The sequence below is a fragment of the Streptomyces spinosus genome (genome assembly GCF_020400655.1).
GTDB classification, from domain to species: Bacteria; Actinomycetota; Actinomycetes; order Streptomycetales; family Streptomycetaceae; genus Streptomyces; species Streptomyces argyrophylli.
In genome coordinates this window covers 263160-285844 of sequence record NZ_JAINRC010000007.1, presented here as the reverse complement: position 1 = coordinate 285844, position 22685 = coordinate 263160, and the positions used below count along the sequence as shown (strand labels likewise).

Genomic DNA, 22685 nt, shown 5'->3' with positions numbered 1-22685 from the left:
CGACCAGCGATTTTTCGTTTTCTGTACGGCCTCTTGCCCTGTTGTTCGCCTGACGGCTGGCGCGTGGCGCCCGGGCTGCGGAGTGTGAGGCACATGATCGGACCCGACGAGCGAACGGACCAGCTGAAGGCCCTTCAGGAGGAGGTGGAGCAACTGCGTCATGCCCTCGGCTCGCATGCCCTGGTAGACCAGGCGATCGGCGTGGTCATCACCGTGGGCGGACTGCGTCCGGAGCAGGGCTGGGACGTCCTGCGGCACATCTCGCAGCACACCAACATCAAGCTGCGGGAGGTCGCGCGCTGCCTGGTGGAGTGGCCGACGCGGCGCCGGCTGCCCGAGGTGATCCGCCGGGCCCTGTCCGCCGCCGTGGACGACGTGCGCGGCCGGGCGAAGGCCGCCGGACGGCAGGACGGACGCGAGGTCAGCAGCGGCCTGCCCGGCTGACCGTCCGGACGGCAGCCCGACGGGCGGTGTTGGGGGCCGGCGGACCCCGGGCCGTCAGTCCGCCGTCAGGTGCAGGTCCGCCCACGCGCGGCCGCGCAGGTCCGCGTCCCCCAGGATGTCCACCGCCGTACAGGCCAGCGCCTCCACCACCGCCGTCAGCACCCGGCGGGCCCGCTCCGAGGCCGCGGCCTCGGCGAACTCGGGCGTGTGGTCGGAGCCGTCGGCGCCCATGATCGCGACGAACGGGTGGATGGCCGGCACCCGGCCGCTGACGTTGCCGATGTCGGAGGAGCCCAGGTAGACGCCGGGCGTGGGCGCGGTGAGCGCGATCCCGGCGCGGTCCAGGTGCCCGGCGAACCGCTCGGACAGCACCGAGCTGTCCCGGAAGTGCTCGTAGCGCACGCTCGCGCGTTCCACCGTGACGGCCGTGCCGGTGGCCAGCGCCACCCCCTCGGCGGCGGTGCGCAGCTGTTGCGCCAGCTCGTCCAGGGCCGCCGTCGTGACCGCGCGCAGCCCGAAGCGGCCCTCGGCGTACTCCGGGACGATGTTGGTGGCCGTACCGCCCTCGGTGACGATCCCCTGGACATGGGAGCCCTCCGGCAGCCTGCGCCCGAGCGCGGACAGCACGTTGAACAGCTCGATCAGCGCGGCGAGCGCGTCGATGCCCTCCGTCGGGTTGCCCGTCGGGTGCGCGGCCCGGCCCCGGAAGCCGACCCGGTACTGCTCCTGCGCGGTCAGCGGCGCCCGCACCCAGTCGTACACCCCCGGGTGGAACATCAGGGCGGCGTCCACTCCGTCGAACACCCCGGCCTCCACCTCCAGGGCCTTGCCGCCACCGCCCTCCTCGGCCGGCGTGCCCACCGCGAGGACGGTGCCCGCGGTGCCGTCCCGCACGGCCTCCGTGACCAGGGCCGCGCCGAGGCCCGCCGCCGCGATCAGATTGTGCCCGCAGGCGTGCCCGAGCCCGGGCAGCGCGTCGTACTCCAGGGGGAAGGCCACCACCGGACGGCCCTCGCCCGCGCGGGCCGTGAACGCGGTCGGCAGGCCCGCGGCCTCCCGCCGCACCTCGAACCCCGCGCGCTCCAGTTCGCCGGTGAGCAGCTTCGCCGCGCGGTGCTCGCGGAACGCTGTCTCCGGGTCCGCGTGCAGGGCGGTCGCCACGGTCCACAGCGCGTCCGCGCGGCGGGCGGTCTCCTCCCGGATCCGCTGGTACAGCGACACGAGACCTCCTGGGGTTCGGCGGGCGTGCTCCGTGCCGGGGCCGGGTTCCACCGAACGGCCGTCCGACACCGGCCGCGTGTTTGGGCGGCGCGGCCGGTGCAACACGGTGGATGCGGCACCGACCAGCTCAGGAGGACAGCCATGGACCACTCACGCGTACCCGTCCTGGAGGCTCTGCAGGAGTTCCGGCGGCGAGGGGACGTGGCGTACGGGCCCCCCGGGCACAAGCAGGGCCGCGGCACCGATCCCCGGGTCGCCGAGATCCTCGGCATGGACGTCTTCCGCTCCGACGTGCTCAGCCTCAACGGCCTGGACGACCGCCGCCAGTCCCAGGGCGTGCTGGAGCAGGCCCAGGAGCTGATGGCGGACGCGGTCGGCGCCGAGCAGGCGTTCTTCTCCACCTGCGGCAGCTCCCTGTCCGTGCGGACCTCGATGTGCTCGGTCGCCGGACCGGGGGAGAAGCTCCTGGTGTCCCGCAACGCCCACAAGTCGGTCATCGCGGCGGTGATCATCAACGGCGTGGAGCCGGTCTGGGTCCACCCCAAGTTCGACGCCGAACGGCACATGGCCCATCCGCCCGAGGCCGACGACGTGCGCAACGGGCTGCGTGAGCACCCCGACGCCAAGGGCATGCTGCTGATCACGCCCACCGACTGGGGCACCTGCGCCGATGTGCGGGCGGTGGCCGATGCCTGCCACGCCTCCGACGTCCCGCTCATCGTCGACGAGGCGTGGGGCGCCCACCTGCCCTTCCACGACGGTCTGCCCGTCTGGGGCATGAACGCGGACGCCGACCTGGTCGTCACCAGCGTGCACAAGATGGGCGGCGCGATCGAGCAGAGTTCCGTCTTCCACCTCCAGCACGACCGGGTCTCGCCCACCGTGCTCAAACAGCGCGAGGACCTGCTCGGCACCACCAGCGCCTCCACCCTGATCTACGCGGCCCTCGACGGCTGGCGGCGGCAGATGGTCGAACAGGGGCATGACCTCCTGGACGCGGCGCTGCACCGGGCCGAGCGCGTCCGGGCCCGGCTGCGTGAGCTGCCGGGACTGAAGGTGATGGGCGGCGAGGTGGTCGAGGAGGACCTGGCCGCCGAGTTCGACCCCCTGAAGATCGTCGTCGACGTCCGCGACCTCGGTATCAGCGGCATGCAGGCGGCCGAGTGGCTGCGCGCCAACTGCCACATCGACGTGGGCGGCTCCGACACCTGCCGGATCAGCGCCTCCATCACCCACGCCGACGACGAGGAGACCGAGAAGCTGCTCGTGGAGTCCGTGCGCTCCCTGGTGGAACGCGCCGACTCCATCGAGCGACGGCCCGCGGTGCACCTGCCCGAGCCCGGCGTCCTGGAAGCGGAGCAGGCGGTGCTGCCCCGCGACGCCTTCTTCGGCCCCGCGGAGCAGGTGCCCGCCGAGCGGGCCGTGGGCCGGATCGCCGCCGAGACGATCAGCCCGTACCCGCCGGGCGTGCCGGTCGTGGCGCCGGGCGAGGTGATCACCGCGGCCGTCCTCGACTACCTGCGCAGCGGTGTCGCCCACGGCTTCCTCATCCCGGACGCGGCGGACTCCTCCCTGGAGACCCTGCGGGTCGTCGCGCGTCCGTGACCGGCGGCCGTGGCCTGCTCCGAGCCGGGCGCCCACGCGCGTCCCGAACTGCGCCCGGCCGGGTCAGCGCCTAGGGTGGCCTGTGCGGGCGGCCGCCGGGTGGCCGCCTGCCCCGGGTCAAGAAGCCGGCCCTGCTGACCAACACGTCCTCCGCAGGGGGCACTTGGCCCTGCCGGTGGTCCCCGGGTCCGGACCAGGGCGTCCGGCGGGCCTCCCGCGCCCGGCAACACGACAGGAGACGGCCCGACTTCACCCCGACCGGAAATCCCCGTGATTCCCGGTTTCGGACGTCCCGGCCCGGGGACCTCGGTACGAGCCCTGTCACACCCCCTTCCCATCGACATTCGCCCGGTACGGCTCCGATGCCGCCGTGACCCGGCGCGGGCAGCCGCGCCGGGGCACGCACCCAGCCCCTGCCGGGCCCGCCCCCGTGACCAGCGAAGGAATCAGAACTGATGAGCGAGACGAACCCCCTGAAGCGAGCGGCGGACAAGGTGGCGGACGCCCTGCAGGGCGGGCCGGCGGGCCCCGAGGACGGCATCCCCGGCAAGCCGGCACCCAAGTCGCCGCCGGTCGCGGAGCCCACCGACCCCCATGAGCCGTACCCGCCCAAGCCCGACCAGAGCGGCCCGGCCACCGTCTCGCCGACCGGCCAGCCGACCGGCGCCGACCAGGCGCGGATGGCGCAGAGCGGCAGCTACCTGACCAACGCCCAGGGCACCCGGCTCTACGACACCGACCACTCCCTCAAGGCGGGCCCCCGCGGACCGGTGCTCCTCCAGGACCACCACCTGCGCGAGAAGGTCATGCACTTCGACCACGAGCGCATCCCCGAGCGCGTGGTCCACGCCCGCGGCGCCGGGGTGCACGGCGTCTTCCGCAGCTACGGCACCGCCGCCAACGTGACCAAGGCGGCCTTCCTCGCCGAGGACGTCGAGACACCGGTGTTCGTCCGCTTCTCCACCGTGCTCGGCTCCCGCGGCTCCTCCGACACCGTCCGCGACACCCGCGGCTTCGCCACGAAGTTCTACACCAGCGAGGGCGTCTTCGACCTCGTCGGCAACAACATCCCGGTGTTCTTCATCCAGGACGCCATCAAGTTCCCGGACGTCATCCACGCAGGCAAGCCGCACCCGGACCGGGAGATCCCGCAGGCGCAGAGCGCCCACGACACCTTCTGGGACTTCGTCACCCTGCACACCGAGGCCACCCACCACACGCTGTGGAACATGTCCGACCGGGGCATCCCGCGCTCGTACCGCACGATGGAGGGCTTCGGCGTCCACACCTTCCGCCTGGTCAACGCGGCCGGGGAGACGACCCTGGTGAAGTTCCACTGGAAGCCGAAGCTGGGCGTGCACTCCCTGGTGTGGGAGGAGGCCCAGATCATCAACGGCGTCGACCCCGACTTCCACCGCCGCGACCTCTACGACGCCATCGAGGCGGGCGCCTACCCCGAGTGGGAGTTCGGGATCCAGACCTTCCCCGACACCCCCGACCAGACCTTCGAGGGCATCGACCTGCTGGACCCGACGAACATCGTCCCCGAGGAACTGGCCCCCGTACAGCCGATCGGGCTGCTCACCCTCAACCGCAACCCGTCGAACTTCTTCGCCGAGACCGAGCAGGTCGCCTTCCACGTCGGCCACCTCGTCCCCGGCATCGACATCACCGACGACCCGCTGCTCGCCGGCCGTCTCTTCTCCTACCTGGACACCCAGATCACCCGGCTCGGCGGCCCCAACTTCCCGCAGATCCCGATCAACCGGCCGCACTCGCCCGTCAACGACATGCTGCGCGACGGCTTCCACCAGACGGCCGTCCACCGGGGCGTGGCCCCCTACCGCCCCAACTCCCTCGACGGCGGCTGCCCCTTCACCCCCGGCAAGGGCCTCGAAGGCGCCTACGTCGAGACCCCCGTCCGCGTCCCCGAGGCGACCAAGGTCCGCGAGGCGCCCGAGTCGTTCCAGGACCACTTCAGCCAGCCCCGCAGGTTCTGGCTGAGCATGAGCCCGGTGGAGCGCGAGCACATCATCGGCGCCTACACCTTCGAACTCGGCAAGTGCTACGAACAGGCCATCAGGGAACGGGCCCTGGAGGTCCTGGCCAACATCGACCCGGAGCTGTGCGAGGGCGTCGCCGCCGGCCTCGGCCTGCCCGCCCCCGCGCCGACGGTGCCGCTCGCCGACGTCGAGCCCAGCCCCGCCCTCTCCCAGGTCGGGCACACCTGGCCCACCGACGGCCGGATCATCGGCATCGTCACCGGCCCCGACGGCGACCTGGACGGCGTACGGGCGGTACGCCAGGAGGTGCTGGACGGCGGCATGGTCCCGCTGATCGTCGCGCCGGCCGGCGGCACCCTCGGCGACGGCGAGGACGCCGTGACCGTGCAGCGGACCTACGCCACCGCGCGTTCCGTGGAGTTCGACGCCCTGCTGGTGGCGGGCACCCCCGGCGTGGGCGCCGACGCCTACGGCGCCCGCGACGCCAAGGCCGGTCACCCCAACGGCCGGGCGGGCACCCCCGACCCGCGGGTGGGGCTGCTGCTGGCGGAGGCCTTCCGGCACGGCAAGGCCATCGGCGCCGCCAAGGGCGGGGAGAGCGCCCTGGAGGCGGCCGGCATCCCGCTGGAGGCACCCGGGGTCGTCGCCGACGACACCGCCGGCGCCGCGCTCCAGCAGCTCATCCAGCTGCTCGGCGCCCACCGGGTCTGGGAACGCTTCCCGTCCGCCGCCTGACGGCCCCGGCCGGCTGTCCGCCGTACGAGCCACGGCCCCGCGCCGGCTCCCCGCCGAGGGGAGGCGGCGCGGGGCCGCTCACTCCAGCGTGGTGCGGCACAGCAACAGGCAGATGTCGTCGTCGTGTTCGGAGTCGTGCAGCATCGGCTTCAGCAACGCGTCGGCCGCGCCGTCCAGATCCGCCAGGTCGGACCGGCCGAGCGCCCCCATGGCCTCGGCGAGGCGGTCGATGCCCGCGTCGATCCCCGCCGACCGCCGCTCCACCAGACCGTCCGTGTACAGCGCGAGCGTCGAGCCCACCGGAAGCTCCAGGGTGTGCTCCTCGTACGAGAACGCCATCGGAATCCCCAGCATGATCCCCGGTCTGCCCTCCAGCACCCGTACCTCGCCGTCGGGGCCGCGCGCGATGGCCGGCGGATGCCCGGCCGCCGCCCACACCACCCCGGGCTCCCCAGGCGTGAACCGGGCGATGGCGCAGGTCGCGTACAGCTCCGGCTGCTGATGGCGGAGCATCCGGTGCAGCAGGGTGAGGATGCGCCCCGGGCCGTTCCCCTCGACGGCGTAGGCGCGCAGCGCGGTCCGCAACTGGCCCATGATCACCGCCGCGCGCAGCCCGTGCCCCGTGACGTCCCCTATCACCGCCAGCACGCTGCCGTCCGGCTGCGGGAAGGCGTCGTACCAGTCGCCGCCGATGTTCAGACCGTGCGTCGCCGGCAGGTAGCGCGCGGCCAGCTCCAGACCCGCGGTGGTGGGCAGCTCGGTCAGCTGCGCCCGTTGCAGGGCCTCGGCCACGTCCCGGTGCTGTTCGTACTGGCGGGCGTTGTCCAGGGCGATGCCCGCCCGCCGGGCCAGTTCCAGCAGCATCACGGTGGTGTCCGGGTCGAAGCGCTCGCCGGGCGCCGCCAGCGTCAGCACCCCCTGCACGGTGCGCGCGCCGAGCGGCAGGCACAGCAGCGGCTGCTGCGGACAGAGCGCGGACGCCGGCAGGTCGTCCACTCCGGGGAGGTCACCGGGATGAGGGCCCGCGTGCTGCGGACGGCCGGTGCGCGCCGCCGTCACCGTGGCGGCCGCCCGCTCGGCCGGCGGGACGTGCTCGTCGTCCGCGAACCAGACGTCGACGTGCCGCGCGTACTCCGGGACCAGCAGCTCGGGCAGCCGGCGCAGGATGTCCTCGTGATCCAGGGAGGCGTTCAGCACGGCGCTCGCGTTGGCCAGGAAGGTCAGCAGACGGCGGGCCTTCTCCGCCTCCGCGCGCGCCGTCCGCTCGGCGTCGAGGAGTTCGCGCTGCGCCAGCGCCGCCGCCTCCAGCTCGGCGTGCAGCGCCAGCACGCCCTGGTTGGTCTGGTGCAGTTCCTCCCGGTGGAACCGCAGCAGCTCCTCCGTCTCCGCCAGGTGCGCCAGCAGGGCGGCGGTGTCCTCGTCGGCGCCCAGCACGGCGTCGGCCAGCGAGGTGTCGTCCAGGCCGGGCAGCGGGCCGGTCAGGGGGGTGGAGCAGACGAGGGTGTGCCGCCACGGCTCCGGCCCGTCCAGGGCGACCCGCAGCTTCCCGCCCGCCTCGGCGCTCACGGCCAGGTCCGCGCCCCCGGCGTCGACGGCGTGGCGCAGCCGGGTGCCGAGCGCGCTGAGGAAGCGGGCGCGCTCGAGCGTGGGCACCCCGGCGTCCGCGGTGAGCCGCGCCAGCAGGGCGCGGGCGCGGGCCGCGTCGGCGGCGCGGGCGATGGTCCAGTTGTCAGAGGCGGCTGTCATGGGCGCTGGTCCGGCGGTCGGGGGCCAGTACGGCCACACTGGTGTCGTCGCGTGCGGGGCGGGCCGGGCTGCCCGCGTCGCGCAGGATGGCCGCGGCCACCACCGACGGGTCGTGGGAGAGCAGCCGCGGGTCCCGCGGCGGCCGCCACCGGCTGGGCAGCCCGTCACTGTGCAGGACGAGCAGGCTGTCCCCGTGCCACGGCACCCGGCGCACGGGCACGTGCGCCGGGAAGTACGCGCCGACGATCCCCGGATGGGAGACGAGGGACGTCCAGGAATCCCCCGTGCGCAGCCGGGCACCGACGTTTCCGACGCCCGCGAAGCTGAGTTCCGCCCGGTCCGGGTCCACCTGGGCCACCGTGACCGCCGCACCCCGGGTCGGCCGCAGCACGGTGTGCAGCCGGCGCAGGATCTCGGCCGGCGGCAGATGGGCGGCGCGGTGCAGCTCCGCCACGGCCGCGGTGGAGGCGTGCGCGGCCTTCGGGCCGTGCCCCAGACCGTCCGCGAGCAGCAGCGTCACCAGGCTCCCGGAACGCGCCCAGGTCCACGCGTCACCGCACTGCTCGGCCTGCGCGAGGGCGGTGGTGATCCCGCCCGCCGGCACCGGTGCCGGCGCTGCCCCGCGTCTGACCGGCTCGGGATCGATCCGCGCCGCCGCGACCGTTCCGTGGCCCGGAAGGCTGTACAGGTGGAAGGCGTTGGCGCTGCGCTGACAGCTGCCGAGACCCGCGCCGAGCGAGCCGGCGGCGGTGGACCAGCCGTCCCGGCGTGCCGCGCCGACGTCGGCGATGCCCGGACCGTTGTCGAGCGAGAACAGCTGCACCGATCCGGTCTCCCCGCCGCCGGCGGGCGCCGCCACCAGGTTGACCACCATGCTGCCGCCACCGGCGTGTTTGAGCAGGTTGGTCGCCAGCTCGGTGGCGACCAGCTCCGCTGCCGCCGTGCGCGCGGCGGCCAGGCCCGCCTGTCCGCACGCCTCACGGGCCGCTATCCGGGCGTCCCGGACCCGCGTGGAGTCGTGCACCGGGATCTCCCACACCCGGCTCATCCCACCCCCGGCCGTGACGCGGGCACCTGGGCCACCCAGGCGACGGCGGTGACGGTCGTGCCGCGCCCGGGCTCGGTGTCCACACTGAACTCGTGCACCAGCCGCTTCGCTCCGCTCAGCCCGAGTCCGAGGCCGCCGCCGGTGGTGTACCCGTCGGTCATGGCCAGTTCCATGTCGCGGATGCCCGGACCGTTGTCGATGAAACTCATGCGCAGACCTCGGCTGCGGCCGTTGTCCAGCGGCGTGATCTCCGCCCGCCCGCCGCCGCCGTGCACCAGCGTGTTGCGGGCCAGCTCGCTCGCCGCCGTGACCAGCTTGGTCTGCTGCACCAGACCGAAGCCGAGCTGCGCCGCGCACTGCCGCACCTGCTGCCGGACCCAGGCCAGATCCGCGTCCGAGCCGATGGGCAGGCTCGTCGCGGAAGCCTGGCCGGACGACTGCATCAGCTCCCCCTCTGTGAGAGCAGTTCCATGGCACGGTCGACGTCCAGGGCGGTGACCAGGCCGGGCAGGGTGAGCCCCAGCTCGACCAGCGTGATCGCCACGGCGGGCCGCATTCCGGCCAGGACCGTGCGGGCCGCCAGCAGGGCGGCCGTGGAGGCGATCTCCGCGAGGACCCGGCCGAGGAACGAGTCGACGATGTCCACACCGGAGATGTCGAGGACCACACCGGTCACCCGGCTGGTGGCGATGCGGTTGGTGATGTCGTGCTGCAACTGTTCGGCCATGCCGTCGTGCAGCTCGCCCTGCAACGAGACCAGCAGCACGTCGCCCAGGGCGAGCACCGGGACCTGGGACGGCTGGGCGGGGACGGGCTGGTTCACCGGGCGCTCGCACCCGTGTCCGCGCGGGACACCTCGATGCCCTGCTTGCCCAGTGCGTAGGCCAGCGCGTCGGACAGGGAGGCCCGGGTGAGCACCGAGCCCAGGTCGATGCCGAGCTGCACGATGGTCTGCGCGATCGCCGGGCGGATCCCGGACACGATGCACTCCGCGCCCATCAGGCGTGCCGCGGCCACCGTCTTCATCAGGTGCTGCGCGACGAGGGAGTCGACCGTCGGCACGCCGGTGATGTCCAGGATGGCGTACCGGGCGCGCTGGTCGACGATGGCCTCCAGCAGCGACTCCATCACGACCTGGCTGCGCGCGCTGTCCAGTGTCCCGATCAGGGGTACGGCGACCGTGCCCTCCCACAACTTGATCACGGGGGTGGCCACTTCGAGCAACTGCTGGCGCTGCCGCTCGATCAGCTCGGCGTTCGCGTCCAGGGCCGTCTCCATCACCACCAGGCGCAGCGTGCCGAGCAGCAGCGTCAGCGCCATCACGCACTCCTGCGCCTGCGCGGTGGTGGGGTCGGTGAACTCCTCGCGCAGCAGATCGACCACGGGGACGCGCAGACCGGCCACCTCGTCGGCGATCTGGGCCGGGGTGGATCCGGTGCGGGTCCGGGTCTGGCTCATCCGCCCCAACTGGTCACGCACCGGCGTGAAACCGGGCGCCGTGATGTTCTCCAGCCGTCCGCTGACCGCCACGTCGGACAGCGCGTCCACGACGGCCTTGCACGCCTCGACCGCCTCGTCGCGGGAGACGGTGAAGACCGAGCGGAACAGGGGGGCGTCGGCCCAGCGCTGGGCGATCTGCTCCTTGCGCCGTTCCAGGAAGGCACTCACCACCTGCGGGGCCGATTCGGCCGCGTCCTGCTCGGGCACTCTCATCCTCTCCTCTCGCACAGCCAGGTCCGCCGGTCGGCCGGCTCCCCGTACCGATCATTGCCGACCGCCCACCGTAGCCCCCGCCGTCCGAGCGGGCCAAACCTGGTCCCGGCAACTTTCCGCAGGTCAGGGTCGTTTGACCGGGAATACCGCGCGGACCTCGCCGACCGCGCCGCCGGCCGGTGGTCCGGGGCCGCGGGACCGGCCGGACGACCCAGGCGCGGGGTGGCGCCGGCCGTGGCCACGGGGCCGGGAGTACGGCGGGAGCACCGGGCACGGTCCGGGTTGGGGAGGCCGGGGCGCCCGGGGGACGGGCACGCCGGACGGACGGGACGGCCGTACGCCGCCGTCCCGCGGCACGGCTCCTCGCCCCGGCCACGGGCCGTCGTGTCGTGGTGCCGTCCACCGGTCGGGGCGTGGGCTGTCGCGCCACTGCCCGGAAGGCGAGCCGGGCCGCGAGCCCCCGTGCCGTGGTTCGGAGCGCAGGCCGGGCCGCGGGCCCCCGTGCCGGGGCGCGGCGTGGCGTGGGCCGGTCGGGCGGCGCGGGCGGGACACGGCCCGGCCGTCGCCGGCCGTCGGGTCGTCCCGGTCTGCTTCCCGCGCACGTCGATGCGGCTCCTTCGGTGCGATCACGTGGTGCCGGCCCGCCGGTGTGCCGCCGGGCCGGTGTCGGTGAGCCGCCTACCCCGAATCACGCGGGACTCTCCTCGGTGTTGCGGACGTCACCCGTGCGTGCGACCGGCCTTGACCGCCGGGGCCTCCCGGCGGACCGGTGCCGGGTCCGGCTGCGGAGCAAGGCGGCGACGGCGCAGCAACAGGCGCCGCGCCGGACGCTCCACCCCCTCGTACAGGGCCCAGGACAGGGCGAGCGACACGGTGAACGCGGTCGCGGTGACCGCCCCTCCCGTCAGGGCGCCGAAGTGCGGCTTCTTGCCCAGCACCTCCGTCGCCGCGCGCAGGACCAGCAGGTGGACCATGTAGAAGGCGAACGACAGCTCCCCGAGCCGTACCATCCGCCGGCGCCGCCACAGGGAGGGCAGCCCCCGCAGGTCGGCGACGGCCGCCGCGGGGATGAGCAGGGCGAACCCGGCGAGGGTGCACACCGTGGCGGAGTAGCCGGGCGTGACCTGCGGGACCATGAAGTAACCGATGACGGCCAGGGCGAGCGAGGCCTCCAGGCCGGGTCCGCGCCAGCGGCCGAGCAGCACCAGCCGCGCGGTGACCGCGCCGAGTACGAACTCCGGCAGCCGGGCGGCGGGGAACGAGTAGACCGAGTAGGTCCACCAGTGGTGGGCGTCGCTCCAGGCCAGCAGCGCCACCGCCACCGCCGACAGCCCGCCCAGCGCGGCCGAGGCGCGCGCCCCGAGCCGGCGCAGCAGCAGGAACAGCAGCGGGAAGGCGGCGTAGAAGAACGCCTCGCAGGCCAGCGACCAGCTCACCGGGTTCAGTGTCTGCCACCACGGGCGCCACCAGGAGTGCAGCAGCAGCGCGTTCGCCAGTGTCTGCTTCGCCGTCGGCCGTGTCTGGTGCGACAGCGTGTACGCCATGACGAGGGCGAGGGTGAGGGTGGCCAGGTGCACCGGGAAGATCCGGGCGACGCGCCGCCGCCAGAAGGCGAGCGCCCGGTCGCGGGGCCGCGCCGACCAGGTCAGGACGAATCCGGACAGCACGAAGAAGAACGACACTCCGGTGGCACCGGCCCCGAAGGCCCAGGAGACGAGGCGGCCGCCGGTGCCGCCGAACCAGCCGAAGTTGTGCACGTGCAGTCCGAACACCAGCAGCGCCGCCATCCAGCGCAGCCCGGTGAGGGACGGCAGGGAGGGCGGGGCGGCCGGTGCGGCGGGCCCGGCGGTCGCCGCGCCGGTCCGGGTGGGCGGCGTGCGGAGCACCGGGGTCGCCGCCGTGGTCGTCACCTGCCGCAAGGGGTTCGCGTGGGGCATGAAGGGGAACGTTGCCCGCCGGCCCCCGGTCCCTCACGTCGTGGGGGAAACATCACACGGCTGCCGGACCACGCACCGCCGTCCGTGCACGGACGGCGTGACGACACACGTCCGCACGGGTGAGCACGTCTTCCGGCACTCATGGGTCGAATCCGGAAAAGAAGAAGTATGTTCCGATTAAACCACCCTTGGTATCGTTGATAACGTGAGCAAGCGATCGCTGATCCTGGAGGCGGCGACCGAACTGCTGGAGGCGTCCCCGACCGGGGACGTGGCCACCCGCGGCGTTGCCGAGAAGGCGGGTGTGCGGCAGCCCGTCATCTACCGCCTCTTCGGCGACAAGGACACGCTCCTGGCCGCGGTCGTGGATCAGGGGTTCGCGCGGTACCTGGCCGCCGAACAGGCGGCCGAGCCGACCGCCGATCCGGTCGCGGACCTGCGGCGCGGCTGGGACCAGCACACCCAGTTCGCCCTGGAGCACCCCAATCTGTACCGCCTGATGGCCGCCCCGGGGCCGGCCTGCGTGCCGAAGGCGATCGACGAGATGCACGCACTGCTGCGCGCCACGCTGGAGCGCGTGGCACAGGCGGGGCGCCTCGCGGTCGAGCCCGGCCGGGCGGCCGACATCGTGATCTCGGCGAACACCGGTGTGGCGCTCACCCTCCTGACCCGGCCCGGGACGCGGCCCGGCACCGACCTGTCGGCGCGGGTCAGGGACATCGTACTGGCCGGTGTCCTCGTTCCGGAGGCGTCCACGGGCGGCACGTCCCCGCCGGTGACCAGGGGGCGGGCCGCCACCACCCTGGCGGCGCTGCTGCGCCGCGAGTCTCCGTGCGCGCTCTCCCCGGCGGAACGAGCACTGTTGTGCGAATGGCTCACCCGGCTGACCGACGACGACGGCGCCACACCCACACCTGCCGACGGCGGATCCCGCACCGCAACCCGCACCCACGAATCCCGCACCGGCGGATCCCGCACCACGGATCGGAGCACGACGTGACGGCTGCGACGACGAAGACACACACCACAAGGGTCCTGCCGGGCTGGGAGCGGGGATCTCCCCACCCGCTCTGGCTGGTCGCCCCGCTGCTGGTGGTCATCGCCATACCGACGGCCGACGCGTTCCTGCCGCCGGACATCCATCTCGCCCACCTCCTGGTCGTCGCCACCGCGTTCACCGCCATGGCCTACGGCCCGAGAGCCACGTCGCTGGTCGGCGCACTGGCCGTCCTCGCGCTGATCGCCGCCGGGACCGAGCGGGACACCCTGCTCACCGAGAGCGTGCTGGTCGAACTGTGCACGCTCACGGCGCTCTGCGCGCTGCTGGTCGTCTTCACCCACCTGCGGGACCGGCGCGGACGGGAACTGCTCAGAGCGCGCGCCGTCTCGGACACCGCGCAGCGGGTCGTCCTGCGTCCGCTGCCCACGCGCGCCGGACCGCTGGCCCTCGCCAGCGAGTACCACAGCGCCGAGGCCGACACCTACATCGGCGGCGACCTCTACGCCGCGGCCCGGACCTCCCGCTCCACCCGCCTGGTCATCGGGGACGTCCGCGGCAAGGGCCTCGCCTCCATCAGCGACACCGCCATCGTGCTGGGCGCCTTCCGCGCCGCCGCCCACCGTCCCATCGCGCTGCCCGAACTCGTCGCCTACGTGGAGGACGCCGTCCACTGGGGCCTCAACGAGTTCTCGGAAGCCGACCCGTACGCCGGGGAGCGCTTCGTCACCGCCGCCGTGCTCGACATCCCGGACGACCAGCCGGTGGTGCACGTGATCAGCTGCGGGCATCCGCCGCCCCTCCTGCTGGGCCGGTCGTCCGGGACCGCCACCGCCCTCCACGTCACCGACCCCGCTCCGCCGCTCGGCCTGGGCGCCCTGTCCGACACCACGTACACCGCGGCGACCTTCCCCTTCCACGACGGGGACAGGATCCTGCTCTACACCGACGGCGTCACCGAGACCCGCGACAGCGAGGGCACGTTCTACCCGCTCGCCGAACGCCTCGCGAAGTGGTCCCACCTCCAGCCCGGCCCCCTGCTGCGGGAGATCGTCGCCGACCTGCGCGCCCACGCGGGCGGACTGGTCCAGGACGACATGGCCATGATGGTCGTCCAGCGCGACGGGGCGCCCGCCGCCGGCTGACGGACGGGGGTAGAGCCTCTACCCCCTAGGTGTGCTGTCCCGGGACGTTGGTGACACGCACGCATCGGCCTCCGCCGCTCCGGCGTCCCCGGTGGCAGCCCACCACGCCGTCGGTGACCGCGGCGACCGCGGTGACCACGGAGGCTACGGACGGGGTCACGACAACGTCCGGTACGACGTCGAGGACTACGGCTGGTACGGCGGCTACGGTGACGGTGGTCATGGCGGTGGCGGTCACGGCCGGGTCAGCCGCGCGAACCCGCACCCGTGGCCGTCCGCTCCAGCCGTGCGGCGGCCTGCTCGGCGCGGCGCCTGGCCTCCCGGACCGCGCGGCCGGTCTGCCGCTCCCGGTCCCGCGCGTCCCGCTCCGCGGCCCTGGCCCGCTGCTGCTCCGCCTCGGCGTCCCGGAGCCGGTCCCGCAGCTCACGGACCCGCTCCCGCGCGCCGGCCTCCGCCGCCTCCCGTGCGGCGGCGTCGGCCTCCTCCTCGTGTGCGCGCAGCTCCCGCTCCGCCTCGCGGGCCTCGGCGACGCGTCGGCGTTGTTCCTCGGCCTCTCGGCGGTGCTGCTCCTCGGCTTCCCGGTCTTCGTCAAGCCGGGCCTTGCCCTCTTCCCGGGCCTTGCCCGCTTCCCGGGCCTTGCCCTCTTCCCGGGCCTTGCCCGCTTCCCGGGCCTTGCCCGCTTCCCGGGCCTGGCCTTGTTTCCGGGCCTTGGCCTCCTCGCGGGCCTTGCCCGCTTCCCGCGCCTTGCCCTCCTGCCGGCCCCCGCCGCCCTCGCCGCGGGCGGGCTTCTTCGGCTCGGGTGCGGTCCGGCCGCCGAGCAGGGCCTGGTCCGCCGCCGGGAAGCCGATCAACGAGTTGAGCGGCTTCACCAGCCGCCCCGCCGCCCACTCCCGCGCGGCCTCCGGGTCGGCGAGCGCGGCGTGCAGGGTCTCCTCGACCTCGCGCTGGACGCCCTCGCCCACCGGGTGCCCCGCCCGCGCGGCCAGCTGCCGGGCCTGCCGTCCCAGCGCGCCGATCACCTCGTTCTGCCGACGGGCCAGTCTCCGCAGCTCCGTGCCGTTCAGCTCGCGGTGCGCGCGGCGCAGCTCCTCGCCGAGGCCGAGCAGCGGCTGGACCTCCTCCGGCTGCCGGCGCACCAGCAGATTGCTGACCCAGGCGGCCAGGCTCGGCCGCCGCAAGGCGCCGATCTCCTTGGCGAGGGCCTGGTCACCGGCCTTGCGGGCGTCCCGGGCGCGGCGGTCGCGGGCGGCCACGAACTCCTCCGGCCGCAACCCGTACAGCTCGTCGGCGACGGCGTCCAGGTCCATGAGCGTCCCTCTCGACGGCCACCTCGGTGACGGGCTCCGGGTTTCTCGCCCGGGCGGGTTCATGTGCCGGGTCACCGGTTCGGAGGACCGCCCGGCTTGCCGCGCGGATCGCGCCCGGTCGGGGCACGATGATGCGGGGATGCCCGGGGCCGACCTCCGGTCGGCCGAAATGGGTGTATGCACGGGCAAATGTGCGGTGGGTGGAAGGGGGCGGGGAAGTGGACGCGGGGCGACGCCACTCGGCCAAAATTGCACCGTTCGTTTTCTTGAATCCCTCGTGTTTATGAGGATAGGTTCGGCCCCATGACCGCCTCCCCGACCCCGACCACCGCCGAGGAGCTCCGCGGTGCCGGCCTGCGCGTGACGGCAGCCCGCGTCGCGTTGCTGGAGACCGTCCGGGACGGCGACCACCTCGGCGTCGAGGCCATCGCCTCCGGGGTCCGCGATCGCGTAGGCCACATCTCCCTGCAAGCCGTCTACGAGGCCCTGCACGCGCTGACCGCGGCGGGTCTGGTACGCCGTATCGAGCCGGCCGGCCACCCGGCCCGGTACGAGGGACGCGTGGGCGACAACCACCACCACGTCGTGTGCCGGTCCTGCGGCACCGTCGCCGACGTCGACTGCGCCGTCGGTGACGCGCCCTGCCTGACCGCCGCCGACGACCACGGCTTCACCATCGACGAGGCCGAGGTCGTGTACTGGGGCCTGTGCCCCGGCTGTTCCACCGGCCGCCGTTCCTGAGCACCGAGTTCCGCACAGTTCGGAAGGATTGCCATGACTGAGAACCACGACGCGATCGTCACAGACGCGAAGTCGGAGGAGGGGAGCGGCGGTTGCCCCGTCGCGCACGACCGGGCCCTGTACCCGGCCCAGGGTGGTGGCAACCGCCAGTGGTGGCCGGAGCGGCTCAACCTGAAGATCCTGGCGAAGAACCCGGCGGTGGCCAACCCGCTCGACGAGGACTTCGACTACGCCGAGGCATTCAAGTCGCTCGACCTCGCCGCCGTGAAACGCGACATCGCCGAGGTGCTCACGACGTCGCAGGACTGGTGGCCCGCCGACTTCGGCAACTACGGCCCGCTGATGATCCGTATGGCCTGGCACAGCGCGGGCACCTACCGCATCAGCGACGGCCGCGGTGGCGCCGGGGCCGGCCAGCAGCGCTTCGCCCCGCTCAACAGCTGGCCGGACAACGGCAACCTCGACAAGGCCCGCCGTCTGCTGTGGCCGGTCAAGAAGAAGTACGGTCAGAGCATCTCCTGGGCCGACCTGCTGATCCTCACCGGCAACGTCGCCCTGGAGACCATGGGCTTCAAGACCTTCGGCTTCGGTGGCGGCCGCGCCGACGTCTGGGAGGCGGAGGAGGACGTCTACTGGGGTCCCGAGACCACCTGGCTGGACGACAGGCGCTACACCGGCGACCGCGAGCTGGAGAACCCGCTCGCCGCCGTGCAGATGGGCCTGATCTACGTCAACCCCGAGGGCCCGAACGGCAACCCGGACCCGATCGCCGCCGCCCGCGACATCCGTGAGACGTTCCGCCGCATGGCGATGAACGACGAGGAGACCGTCGCCCTGATCGCAGGCGGCCACACCTTCGGCAAGACCCACGGCGCCGGCCCCGCCGACAACGTCGGCCCCGACCCGGAGGCCGCCTCGCTGGAGGACCAGGGCCTGGGCTGGAAGAGCACCTACGGCACCGGCAAGGGCGGGGACGCCATCACCTCCGGCCTGGAGGTGACCTGGACCAGCACCCCGACCCAGTGGAGCAACGGGTTCTTCAAGAACCTGTTCGAGTTCGACTACGAGCTGGAGCAGAGCCCGGCCGGCGCGAACCAGTGGGTGGCCAAGGACGCCCCCGAGATCATCCCGGACGCGCACGACCCGTCGAAGAAGCACCGCCCGCGGATGCTGACCACCGACCTGGCGCTGCGCTTCGACCCGGTCTACGAGCCGATCTCCCGCCGGTTCTACGAGAACCCGCAGGAGTTCGCGGACGCCTTCGCCCGCGCCTGGTTCAAGCTCACCCACCGCGACATGGGTCCCAAGTCGCTGTACCTCGGCCCGGAGGTCCCGCAGGAGACGCTGCTGTGGCAGGACCCGCTGCCCGAGCGCGAGGGCGAGCTGATCGACGACGCCGACATCGCCACCCTGAAGACCAAGCTGCTCGAGTCCGGCTTGTCCGTGTCCCAGCTGGTCACCACCGCGTGGGCGTCCGCCTCGACGTTCCGCGCCAGCGACAAGCGCGGCGGCGCCAACGGCGCCCGCATCCGCCTCGCCCCGCAGCGCGGCTGGGAGGTCAACGACCCCGACCAGCTGGCCCAGGTGCTGCGCACCCTGGAGAACGTCCAGCAGGAGTTCAACGCCTCCTCCGGCGCCAAGAAGGTCTCCCTCGCCGACCTCATCGTCCTCGGCGGTGCCGCCGCCGTGGAGAAGGCCGCCAAGGAGGCCGGCCACGAGATCCGGGTGCCCTTCACGCCGGGCCGTGTCGACGCGACCGAGGAGCAGACCGACGTCGAGTCCTTCGAGGCGCTGGAGCCGACCGCGGACGGCTTCCGCAACTACCTGGGCAAGGGCAACCGCCTGCCGGCCGAGTACCTGCTCCTCGACAAGGCGAACCTGCTGGACCTGAGCGCCCCGGAGATGACCGTCCTGGTCGGCGGCCTGCGCGTCCTGGGCGCCAACCACCAGCAGTCGCAGCTCGGCGTGCTCACCTCGACGCCCGGCGTCCTCACCAACGACTTCTTCGTCAACCTGCTCGACATGGGCACGACGTGGAAGGCGACCTCCGAGGACCAGACCACGTTCGAGGGCCGCGACGCCGCCACCGGCGAGGTGAAGTGGGCCGGCAGCCGCGCCGACCTCGTCTTCGGCTCCAACTCCGAGCTGCGCGCGCTCGCCGAGGTCTACGCCAGCGACGACGCGAGGGAGAAGTTCGTCAAGGACTTCGTCGCCGCCTGGACCAAGGTCATGGACGCGGACCGCTTCGACCTCGTCTGACCGAGCGGTCCCCGCACGCCCGACCCGTGGCACAGGACGTCCGGGTCCGCCCCGCAGGGCGGACCCGGACGTCCCGCGTTCCGGCGGAACCAGGCGCGTCAGCGGCCCAGCACCGCCGCGCCCGCCCGCGCGTACCGCTCGTCCAGGTCGCCCGACGGGGCGCCCGCGACGCCGATGCCCGCGACCGGGGCGCCCTTGGCGGTCACCGGCGTGCCGCCCGCGAGGAACAGCGTGCCCGGGATGTCCTTCAGGGTCGGCGCCTGGGCCAGCCGCCCGGCCAGCTCCGAGGTCGGCGCGTTCCACGACACCGCGGTGAACGCCTTGCGCTCGGCGGACGCGTACGACTGCGGTCCGGCTCCGTCCCCGCGCAGCGTGACCAGCGTGTTGCCGGTGCGGTCGACGACGGCCACGGACACGTGCCGGCCGTCCTTCTCGGCCGCCTCGACAGCGGCGCGCGCCGCCTTCGTCGCGGCGTCCAGGGTGAGGTGCGTGCTCTGGGTCAGCTCGCCGTCGCGGGCCGCGACGGCGGCGGGCGTGGCGTCCGTGGAGCCGGCGGCGCTGGCGGCCACCGTGCCGACGACACCGGCACCGACGACGGCCAGGGCGGCACCGCCGACGAGGACGCGGGTACGCGGGGACGGCTTCTTGCGGCTGGGCATGCTGGGGAACCTTCCGGTAGAGGCGGGGGCGGGGTCGCTCCCGGAACCGATCCTCCGCCCGGTGCGAGCCGGGTCCCGTCGCCGGACCGGATGCCCCAGGGGTCATCCGATCGGATGACCCCGAGACTTCCGGGCGTGGGCACAATGGTGGGTGTTTGCCCAGTTCAGCGCGGAGAGGGAGGTGCTTGCGGTGGCCGAGCCCGAGCGCGACGACACCCGTGCCCTCACCGTCGTCATGCACACGGCGTTCTTCGTGCTGCTGTCCGCGTCCGTCGCCCGTTACCTGGCCCGGCACGCCGGCGGACCGCACACCCCCTGGGTGATCGCCCTGTCGGCGCTGCTGGCCGCGCTCTACGTCCTCGGCCCCGCCCTCGGCACCCGGCCGGCCCCGCGCCGCCTCGCCTGGCTCGGCCTGGTCGTCGCCGCGTGGGCGTTCCTCGTCGTCCTCGCCCCGAGCTTCGCCTGGTGCGCGGTCCCGCTCTTCTACACCGGCCTGCGCACCCTCCCGCCGCGCGCCGCGATCCCGTTGGTCGCGCTCCTCACCGCGCTCGCGGTGGCCACCCAGCTCGGCCTCGCCGGCTGGCCCGACCCGAACGTGCTGCTCGCACCGCCCGCGGTCGCCGCCGTGGCCACCACCGTGTTCGTCGTCATGCAGCGCCAGGCGGCCCGCCAGCAGGCCCTGATCGACGACCTGGTCCGCACCCGGCGCGAACTCGCCGCCACCGAGCGCCGCGAGGGCACCCTCGCCGAACGCGAACGGCTCGCCCGGGAGATCCACGACGCCCTCGCCCAGGGCCTGTCCAGCCAGCGCATGCTGCTCCAGGCGGCCGACCGCCTCTGGGACACGGCGCCCGGCACCGCCCGCGACCACGTCCGCACGGCGGCGGCCATCGCCGAGCGCAGCCTCGCCGAGGCCCGCCGCTTCGTCCACGACCTGACCCCGGCCGACCTGGCCGGGGGCGGCGGCCTGCTCCGGGCCCTGCGCGCCGTCGCCGAGCGGGAGACGACACCGGCGCTCACCGTCCGCGTCCACACCGAGGGCAGCCCGCCCGTCCCGCTCGCCGCCCCCGTGGAGTCGGCCCTGCTGCGCATCGCCCAGGGCGCCCTCGCCAACGTCCGCGAACACGCGGCGGCCACGACCGCGACCCTCACCCTGACCTGTCTGGACGACCAGATCGTCCTCGACGTCACGGACGACGGCCGCGGCTTCGACCCGCGCACCCCGCGCACACCGCCCGCCGCCGCGGCCGCCCCGGCCGACGCGCGCGGCCACGGCCTGCCCGCCATCCGTGCCCGCCTGCGCCAGCTGGGCGGCACCCTCACGATCGAGTCGGCGCCCGGCGAGGGCACCGCGCTGTCCGCGGCGATCCCGCTGGAGCCGAGATGACCCACACCCCCGGGACGGCCGCACCGGCACCGGTGCGCATCCTCGTCTGCGACGACCACGCCGTCGTACGCGCCGGACTGCTGGCGCTGCTGCACAGCGCCCCGGACATCGAGGTCGTCGGCGAGGCGGGCAGCGGCGAGGAGGCGCTCGCCCTCGCGCGCAGGACCGCGCCGGACGTCGTCCTCATGGACCTCCAGCTGGGCGAGGGCATCGACGGCGTCGAGACCACCCGCCGGCTGCGCGCCGAGCCGTCCGCCCCGCACGTCCTGGTCCTCACCACGTACGACACCGACGCCGACGTGACCCGGGCCGTCGACGCGGGCGCCACCGGCTATCTGCTGAAGGCCGAGCGCGCCGAGGACCTGTTCACGGCGATCCACGCCGCCGCCCAGGGCCGCCCGGCCCTGTCGCCCCCGGTCGCCGACCGCGTCATGTCCCGCCTCCGCAACCCGCGCCCCGCCCTCACACCCCGCGAACGGGACATCCTCGCCCACCTCTCGCAGGGCCTGTCCAACCACGCCATCGCCCGCGCCCTCTACATCAGCGAGGCCACGGTGAAGACCCACCTGCGGCGCATCTACGACAAGCTCGGCGTGGACACGAGGGCGGGCGCGGTGGCGGTGGCGAAGGAACAGCGCCTGCTGCCCTGACCGGTGTCACGGAACGCCGGTCCGGACAACGCCCGCCGACGGCGCCGGGCCGTGCTGCTGTACGGCCCCACCGCGGGGGCGCGACCAGCCGCCGCGGCGCCGGCGCCCAGCCGCCCCTACCTCCGCAACGCCTCGAAGGCCTCCCGCCCCGCCACCCCGATCGCGAGGTCGATGTCCGGAGCCAGCCCCGCCCGCCGCCCCGCCCGGGTCAGCGCGGCGATCGCCACCCGCTCCCCGGACTCCGCCTCGACGACCCCGATCTCGTGCCGGAGGTGCAGGAACGTGCCCGTCTTCCCGCTCCACCGCAGCGTGTCCGTCCGCAACTCGCTCGCCAGCCGCTGCGTGAACACCTGAAGGCCCATCAGCCGCCGCAGCTCCGCCGTCGCCCCGGGGCCGGCGATCCCGTCGCACCACACGCGCTCCAGCAGGCCGACGAGCGCGGCGGCCGAGCCCGCGTTGGCATGCGCCGGGTCCAGGGTCCCGATGGTGTGCCGGCCAGCCCCCTCGTCCCGGACGGCCAGCTCCAGCGCGAGGGAGAAGTCGTTGCCGGCGGCACCGGCGGCGCACTCGTACAGGTGGTTCATCCGGTGCCGCATCCGGATCCCGCCGCAGCCCCAGGCGCGCAGCCGCGCGTCGACGTCCGCCACCGGCACCAGGCCGAGCAGCGCGTCCGCGGCGGCGTTGTCGCTCACCGACAGCATGAGCGCGAGCAGGTCGCCGACGGCCACGGTGGCCGGGTACCGGAACGCGGCGAGCCCGGTGGGGCCGACGCTGCTGGTGCCGGGATCCACCGTGACCGGGTGCGCCGGGTCGAGGCCGCCCTCCTCGATCCGGTCCAGCACGACCAGGGCGAGCGGGACCTTCACCACCGACGCCAGGGGAGTCGGCACCTCGATGTCGAAGCCGAGCTGCTCGCGGGTGTCCAGGTGACGGGCGAGGAAGGAGCCACGGACGCCGAGCGCCGCCCAGTCCGCGGCGATGGCCTCGGCGACGTCGAGAAGGGCCCGGTCGTCGCCGACGTACGCCGGCGGGTGCGCCGGTGCCGTGCCGGTCGGTGCGGAGCGTGCGGTGTTCACCGGCGACCCGCC

Annotated in this window: 19 protein-coding genes; 9 read left to right on the top strand and 10 right to left on the bottom strand. The window is 74.0% G+C overall.

All coding sequences use genetic code 11. The features are described 5' to 3' along the window. The first annotated feature begins 93 nt into the window (after positions 1–93). Positions 94–444, top strand: coding sequence for an ANTAR domain-containing protein (locus LG395_RS15840; RefSeq protein WP_225810175.1), 351 nt, complete (start codon positions 94–96; stop codon positions 442–444). Positions 445–498: 54 nt separating this feature from the next. On the opposite strand, the gene LG395_RS15835 is transcribed toward LG395_RS15840, so the two are convergent. Then, a complete protein-coding gene (locus tag LG395_RS15835; RefSeq protein WP_171150360.1) occupies positions 499–1665 on the bottom strand; it encodes an amidohydrolase in 1167 nt (388 codons plus the stop codon). A 141-nt stretch (positions 1666–1806) separates the two neighbouring features. Here LG395_RS15835 and LG395_RS15830 point away from each other — a divergent pair, with 141 nt between their 5' ends. Together LG395_RS15830 and LG395_RS15825 are read left to right on the top strand one after the other, a co-directional pair. Beyond that, the gene (locus LG395_RS15830) at positions 1807–3270 is read left to right on the top strand and encodes an aminotransferase class I/II-fold pyridoxal phosphate-dependent enzyme (RefSeq protein WP_225810174.1); all 1464 of its coding nucleotides are present in this window, start codon (positions 1807–1809) and stop codon (positions 3268–3270) included. Between the two features lie 455 nt (positions 3271–3725). After that, positions 3726–6008 carry a catalase gene (locus LG395_RS15825; RefSeq protein ID WP_225810173.1) on the top strand — a complete coding sequence of 761 codons (2283 nt, stop codon included), beginning with the start codon at positions 3726–3728 and terminating at the stop codon, positions 6006–6008. A 78-nt stretch (positions 6009–6086) separates the two neighbouring features. On the opposite strand, the gene LG395_RS15820 is transcribed toward LG395_RS15825, so the two are convergent. The 6 genes from LG395_RS15820 to LG395_RS15795 form a co-directional block, all read right to left on the bottom strand. After that, positions 6087–7754 carry a PP2C family protein-serine/threonine phosphatase gene (locus LG395_RS15820; RefSeq protein ID WP_225810172.1) on the bottom strand — a complete coding sequence of 556 codons (1668 nt, stop codon included), beginning with the start codon at positions 7752–7754 and terminating at the stop codon, positions 6087–6089. Then, entirely contained in the window at positions 7738–8802 is a 1065-nt protein-coding gene (locus LG395_RS15815) for a SpoIIE family protein phosphatase (protein ID WP_225810171.1), read from the bottom strand. The genes LG395_RS15820 and LG395_RS15815 overlap by 17 nt, the downstream gene beginning before the upstream one ends. Then, entirely contained in the window at positions 8799–9245 is a 447-nt protein-coding gene (locus LG395_RS15810) for an ATP-binding protein (protein WP_171150355.1), read from the bottom strand. The genes LG395_RS15815 and LG395_RS15810 overlap by 4 nt, the downstream gene beginning before the upstream one ends. Continuing rightward, positions 9245–9625 carry an STAS domain-containing protein gene (locus LG395_RS15805; protein WP_171150354.1) on the bottom strand — a complete coding sequence of 127 codons (381 nt, stop codon included), beginning with the start codon at positions 9623–9625 and terminating at the stop codon, positions 9245–9247. Before LG395_RS15805 ends, LG395_RS15810 begins: the two co-directional genes overlap by 1 nt. Then, complete coding sequence (locus tag LG395_RS15800) at positions 9622–10515, bottom strand: STAS domain-containing protein (RefSeq protein ID WP_171150353.1); 894 nt, start codon at positions 10513–10515, stop codon at positions 9622–9624. Before LG395_RS15800 ends, LG395_RS15805 begins: the two co-directional genes overlap by 4 nt. Before the next feature lie 719 nt (positions 10516–11234). After that, a complete protein-coding gene (locus LG395_RS15795) occupies positions 11235–12452 on the bottom strand; it encodes an acyltransferase family protein (RefSeq protein ID WP_225810170.1) in 1218 nt (405 codons plus the stop codon). Positions 12453–12657: 205 nt separating this feature from the next. Here LG395_RS15795 and LG395_RS15790 point away from each other — a divergent pair, with 205 nt between their 5' ends. Both LG395_RS15790 and LG395_RS15785 read left to right on the top strand, forming a co-directional pair. Continuing rightward, entirely contained in the window at positions 12658–13452 is a 795-nt protein-coding gene (locus tag LG395_RS15790) for a TetR/AcrR family transcriptional regulator (RefSeq protein WP_225810169.1), read from the top strand. Continuing rightward, positions 13449–14594: a PP2C family protein-serine/threonine phosphatase gene (locus tag LG395_RS15785; RefSeq protein ID WP_225810168.1), complete on the top strand. Its 1146-nt coding sequence runs from the start codon at positions 13449–13451 to the stop codon at positions 14592–14594. The genes LG395_RS15790 and LG395_RS15785 overlap by 4 nt, the downstream gene beginning before the upstream one ends. Positions 14595–14839: 245 nt before the next feature. On the opposite strand, the gene LG395_RS15780 is transcribed toward LG395_RS15785, so the two are convergent. After that, positions 14840–15901: a coiled-coil domain-containing protein gene (locus LG395_RS15780; RefSeq protein WP_225810167.1), complete on the bottom strand. Its 1062-nt coding sequence runs from the start codon at positions 15899–15901 to the stop codon at positions 14840–14842. Between the two features lie 303 nt (positions 15902–16204). Here LG395_RS15780 and LG395_RS15775 point away from each other — a divergent pair, with 303 nt between their 5' ends. Further along, positions 16205–16642 (top strand): Fur family transcriptional regulator, encoded by a 438-nt coding sequence (locus LG395_RS15775; RefSeq protein ID WP_225810166.1) that lies wholly within the window; start codon positions 16205–16207, stop codon positions 16640–16642. A 33-nt stretch (positions 16643–16675) separates the two neighbouring features. Next, complete coding sequence (katG, locus tag LG395_RS15770; RefSeq protein ID WP_225810165.1) at positions 16676–18901, top strand: catalase/peroxidase HPI; 2226 nt, start codon at positions 16676–16678, stop codon at positions 18899–18901. Positions 18902–18999: 98 nt separating this feature from the next. Here the strand turns inward: katG and LG395_RS15765 are convergent, their stop codons facing one another. Next, positions 19000–19560: a GlcG/HbpS family heme-binding protein gene (locus LG395_RS15765; RefSeq protein ID WP_225810164.1), complete on the bottom strand. Its 561-nt coding sequence runs from the start codon at positions 19558–19560 to the stop codon at positions 19000–19002. A 181-nt stretch (positions 19561–19741) separates the two neighbouring features. On the opposite strand from LG395_RS15765, the gene LG395_RS15760 reads away from it, so the two are divergent. Both LG395_RS15760 and LG395_RS15755 read left to right on the top strand, forming a co-directional pair. Next, the gene (locus tag LG395_RS15760; RefSeq protein ID WP_372463267.1) at positions 19742–20947 is read left to right on the top strand and encodes a sensor histidine kinase; all 1206 of its coding nucleotides are present in this window, start codon (positions 19742–19744) and stop codon (positions 20945–20947) included. After that, on the top strand, positions 20944–21597 hold the full coding sequence (locus LG395_RS15755; RefSeq protein WP_225810163.1) for a response regulator: 654 nt from the start codon (positions 20944–20946) through the stop codon (positions 21595–21597). The genes LG395_RS15760 and LG395_RS15755 overlap by 4 nt, the downstream gene beginning before the upstream one ends. 116 nt (positions 21598–21713) lie before the next feature. Here the strand turns inward: LG395_RS15755 and LG395_RS15750 are convergent, their stop codons facing one another. After that, on the bottom strand, positions 21714–22673 hold the full coding sequence (locus LG395_RS15750) for a serine hydrolase (RefSeq protein WP_225810162.1): 960 nt from the start codon (positions 22671–22673) through the stop codon (positions 21714–21716). Positions 22674–22685: the final 12 nt, after the last annotated feature.

Excerpts from the sequence above, each read along its gene's own strand:
- LG395_RS15840 (WP_225810175.1), top strand. The coding sequence starts at position 94 with ATGATCGGACCCGACGAGCGAACGGACCAGCTGAAGGCCCTTCAGGAG.
- LG395_RS15830 (WP_225810174.1), top strand. The coding sequence starts at position 1,807 with ATGGACCACTCACGCGTACCCGTCCTGGAGGCTCTGCAGGAGTTCCGG.
- LG395_RS15825 (WP_225810173.1), top strand. The coding sequence starts at position 3,726 with ATGAGCGAGACGAACCCCCTGAAGCGAGCGGCGGACAAGGTGGCGGAC.
- LG395_RS15820 (WP_225810172.1), bottom strand. The coding sequence starts at position 7,754 with ATGACAGCCGCCTCTGACAACTGGACCATCGCCCGCGCCGCCGACGCG.
- LG395_RS15815 (WP_225810171.1), bottom strand. The coding sequence starts at position 8,802 with ATGAGCCGGGTGTGGGAGATCCCGGTGCACGACTCCACGCGGGTCCGG.
- LG395_RS15810 (WP_171150355.1), bottom strand. The coding sequence starts at position 9,245 with ATGCAGTCGTCCGGCCAGGCTTCCGCGACGAGCCTGCCCATCGGCTCG.
- LG395_RS15800 (WP_171150353.1), bottom strand. The coding sequence starts at position 10,515 with ATGAGAGTGCCCGAGCAGGACGCGGCCGAATCGGCCCCGCAGGTGGTG.
- LG395_RS15795 (WP_225810170.1), bottom strand. The coding sequence starts at position 12,452 with ATGCCCCACGCGAACCCCTTGCGGCAGGTGACGACCACGGCGGCGACC.
- LG395_RS15780 (WP_225810167.1), bottom strand. The coding sequence starts at position 15,901 with ATGGACCTGGACGCCGTCGCCGACGAGCTGTACGGGTTGCGGCCGGAG.
- LG395_RS15775 (WP_225810166.1), top strand. The coding sequence starts at position 16,205 with ATGACCGCCTCCCCGACCCCGACCACCGCCGAGGAGCTCCGCGGTGCC.
- katG (WP_225810165.1), top strand. The coding sequence starts at position 16,676 with ATGACTGAGAACCACGACGCGATCGTCACAGACGCGAAGTCGGAGGAG.
- LG395_RS15765 (WP_225810164.1), bottom strand. The coding sequence starts at position 19,560 with ATGCCCAGCCGCAAGAAGCCGTCCCCGCGTACCCGCGTCCTCGTCGGC.
- LG395_RS15755 (WP_225810163.1), top strand. The coding sequence starts at position 20,944 with ATGACCCACACCCCCGGGACGGCCGCACCGGCACCGGTGCGCATCCTC.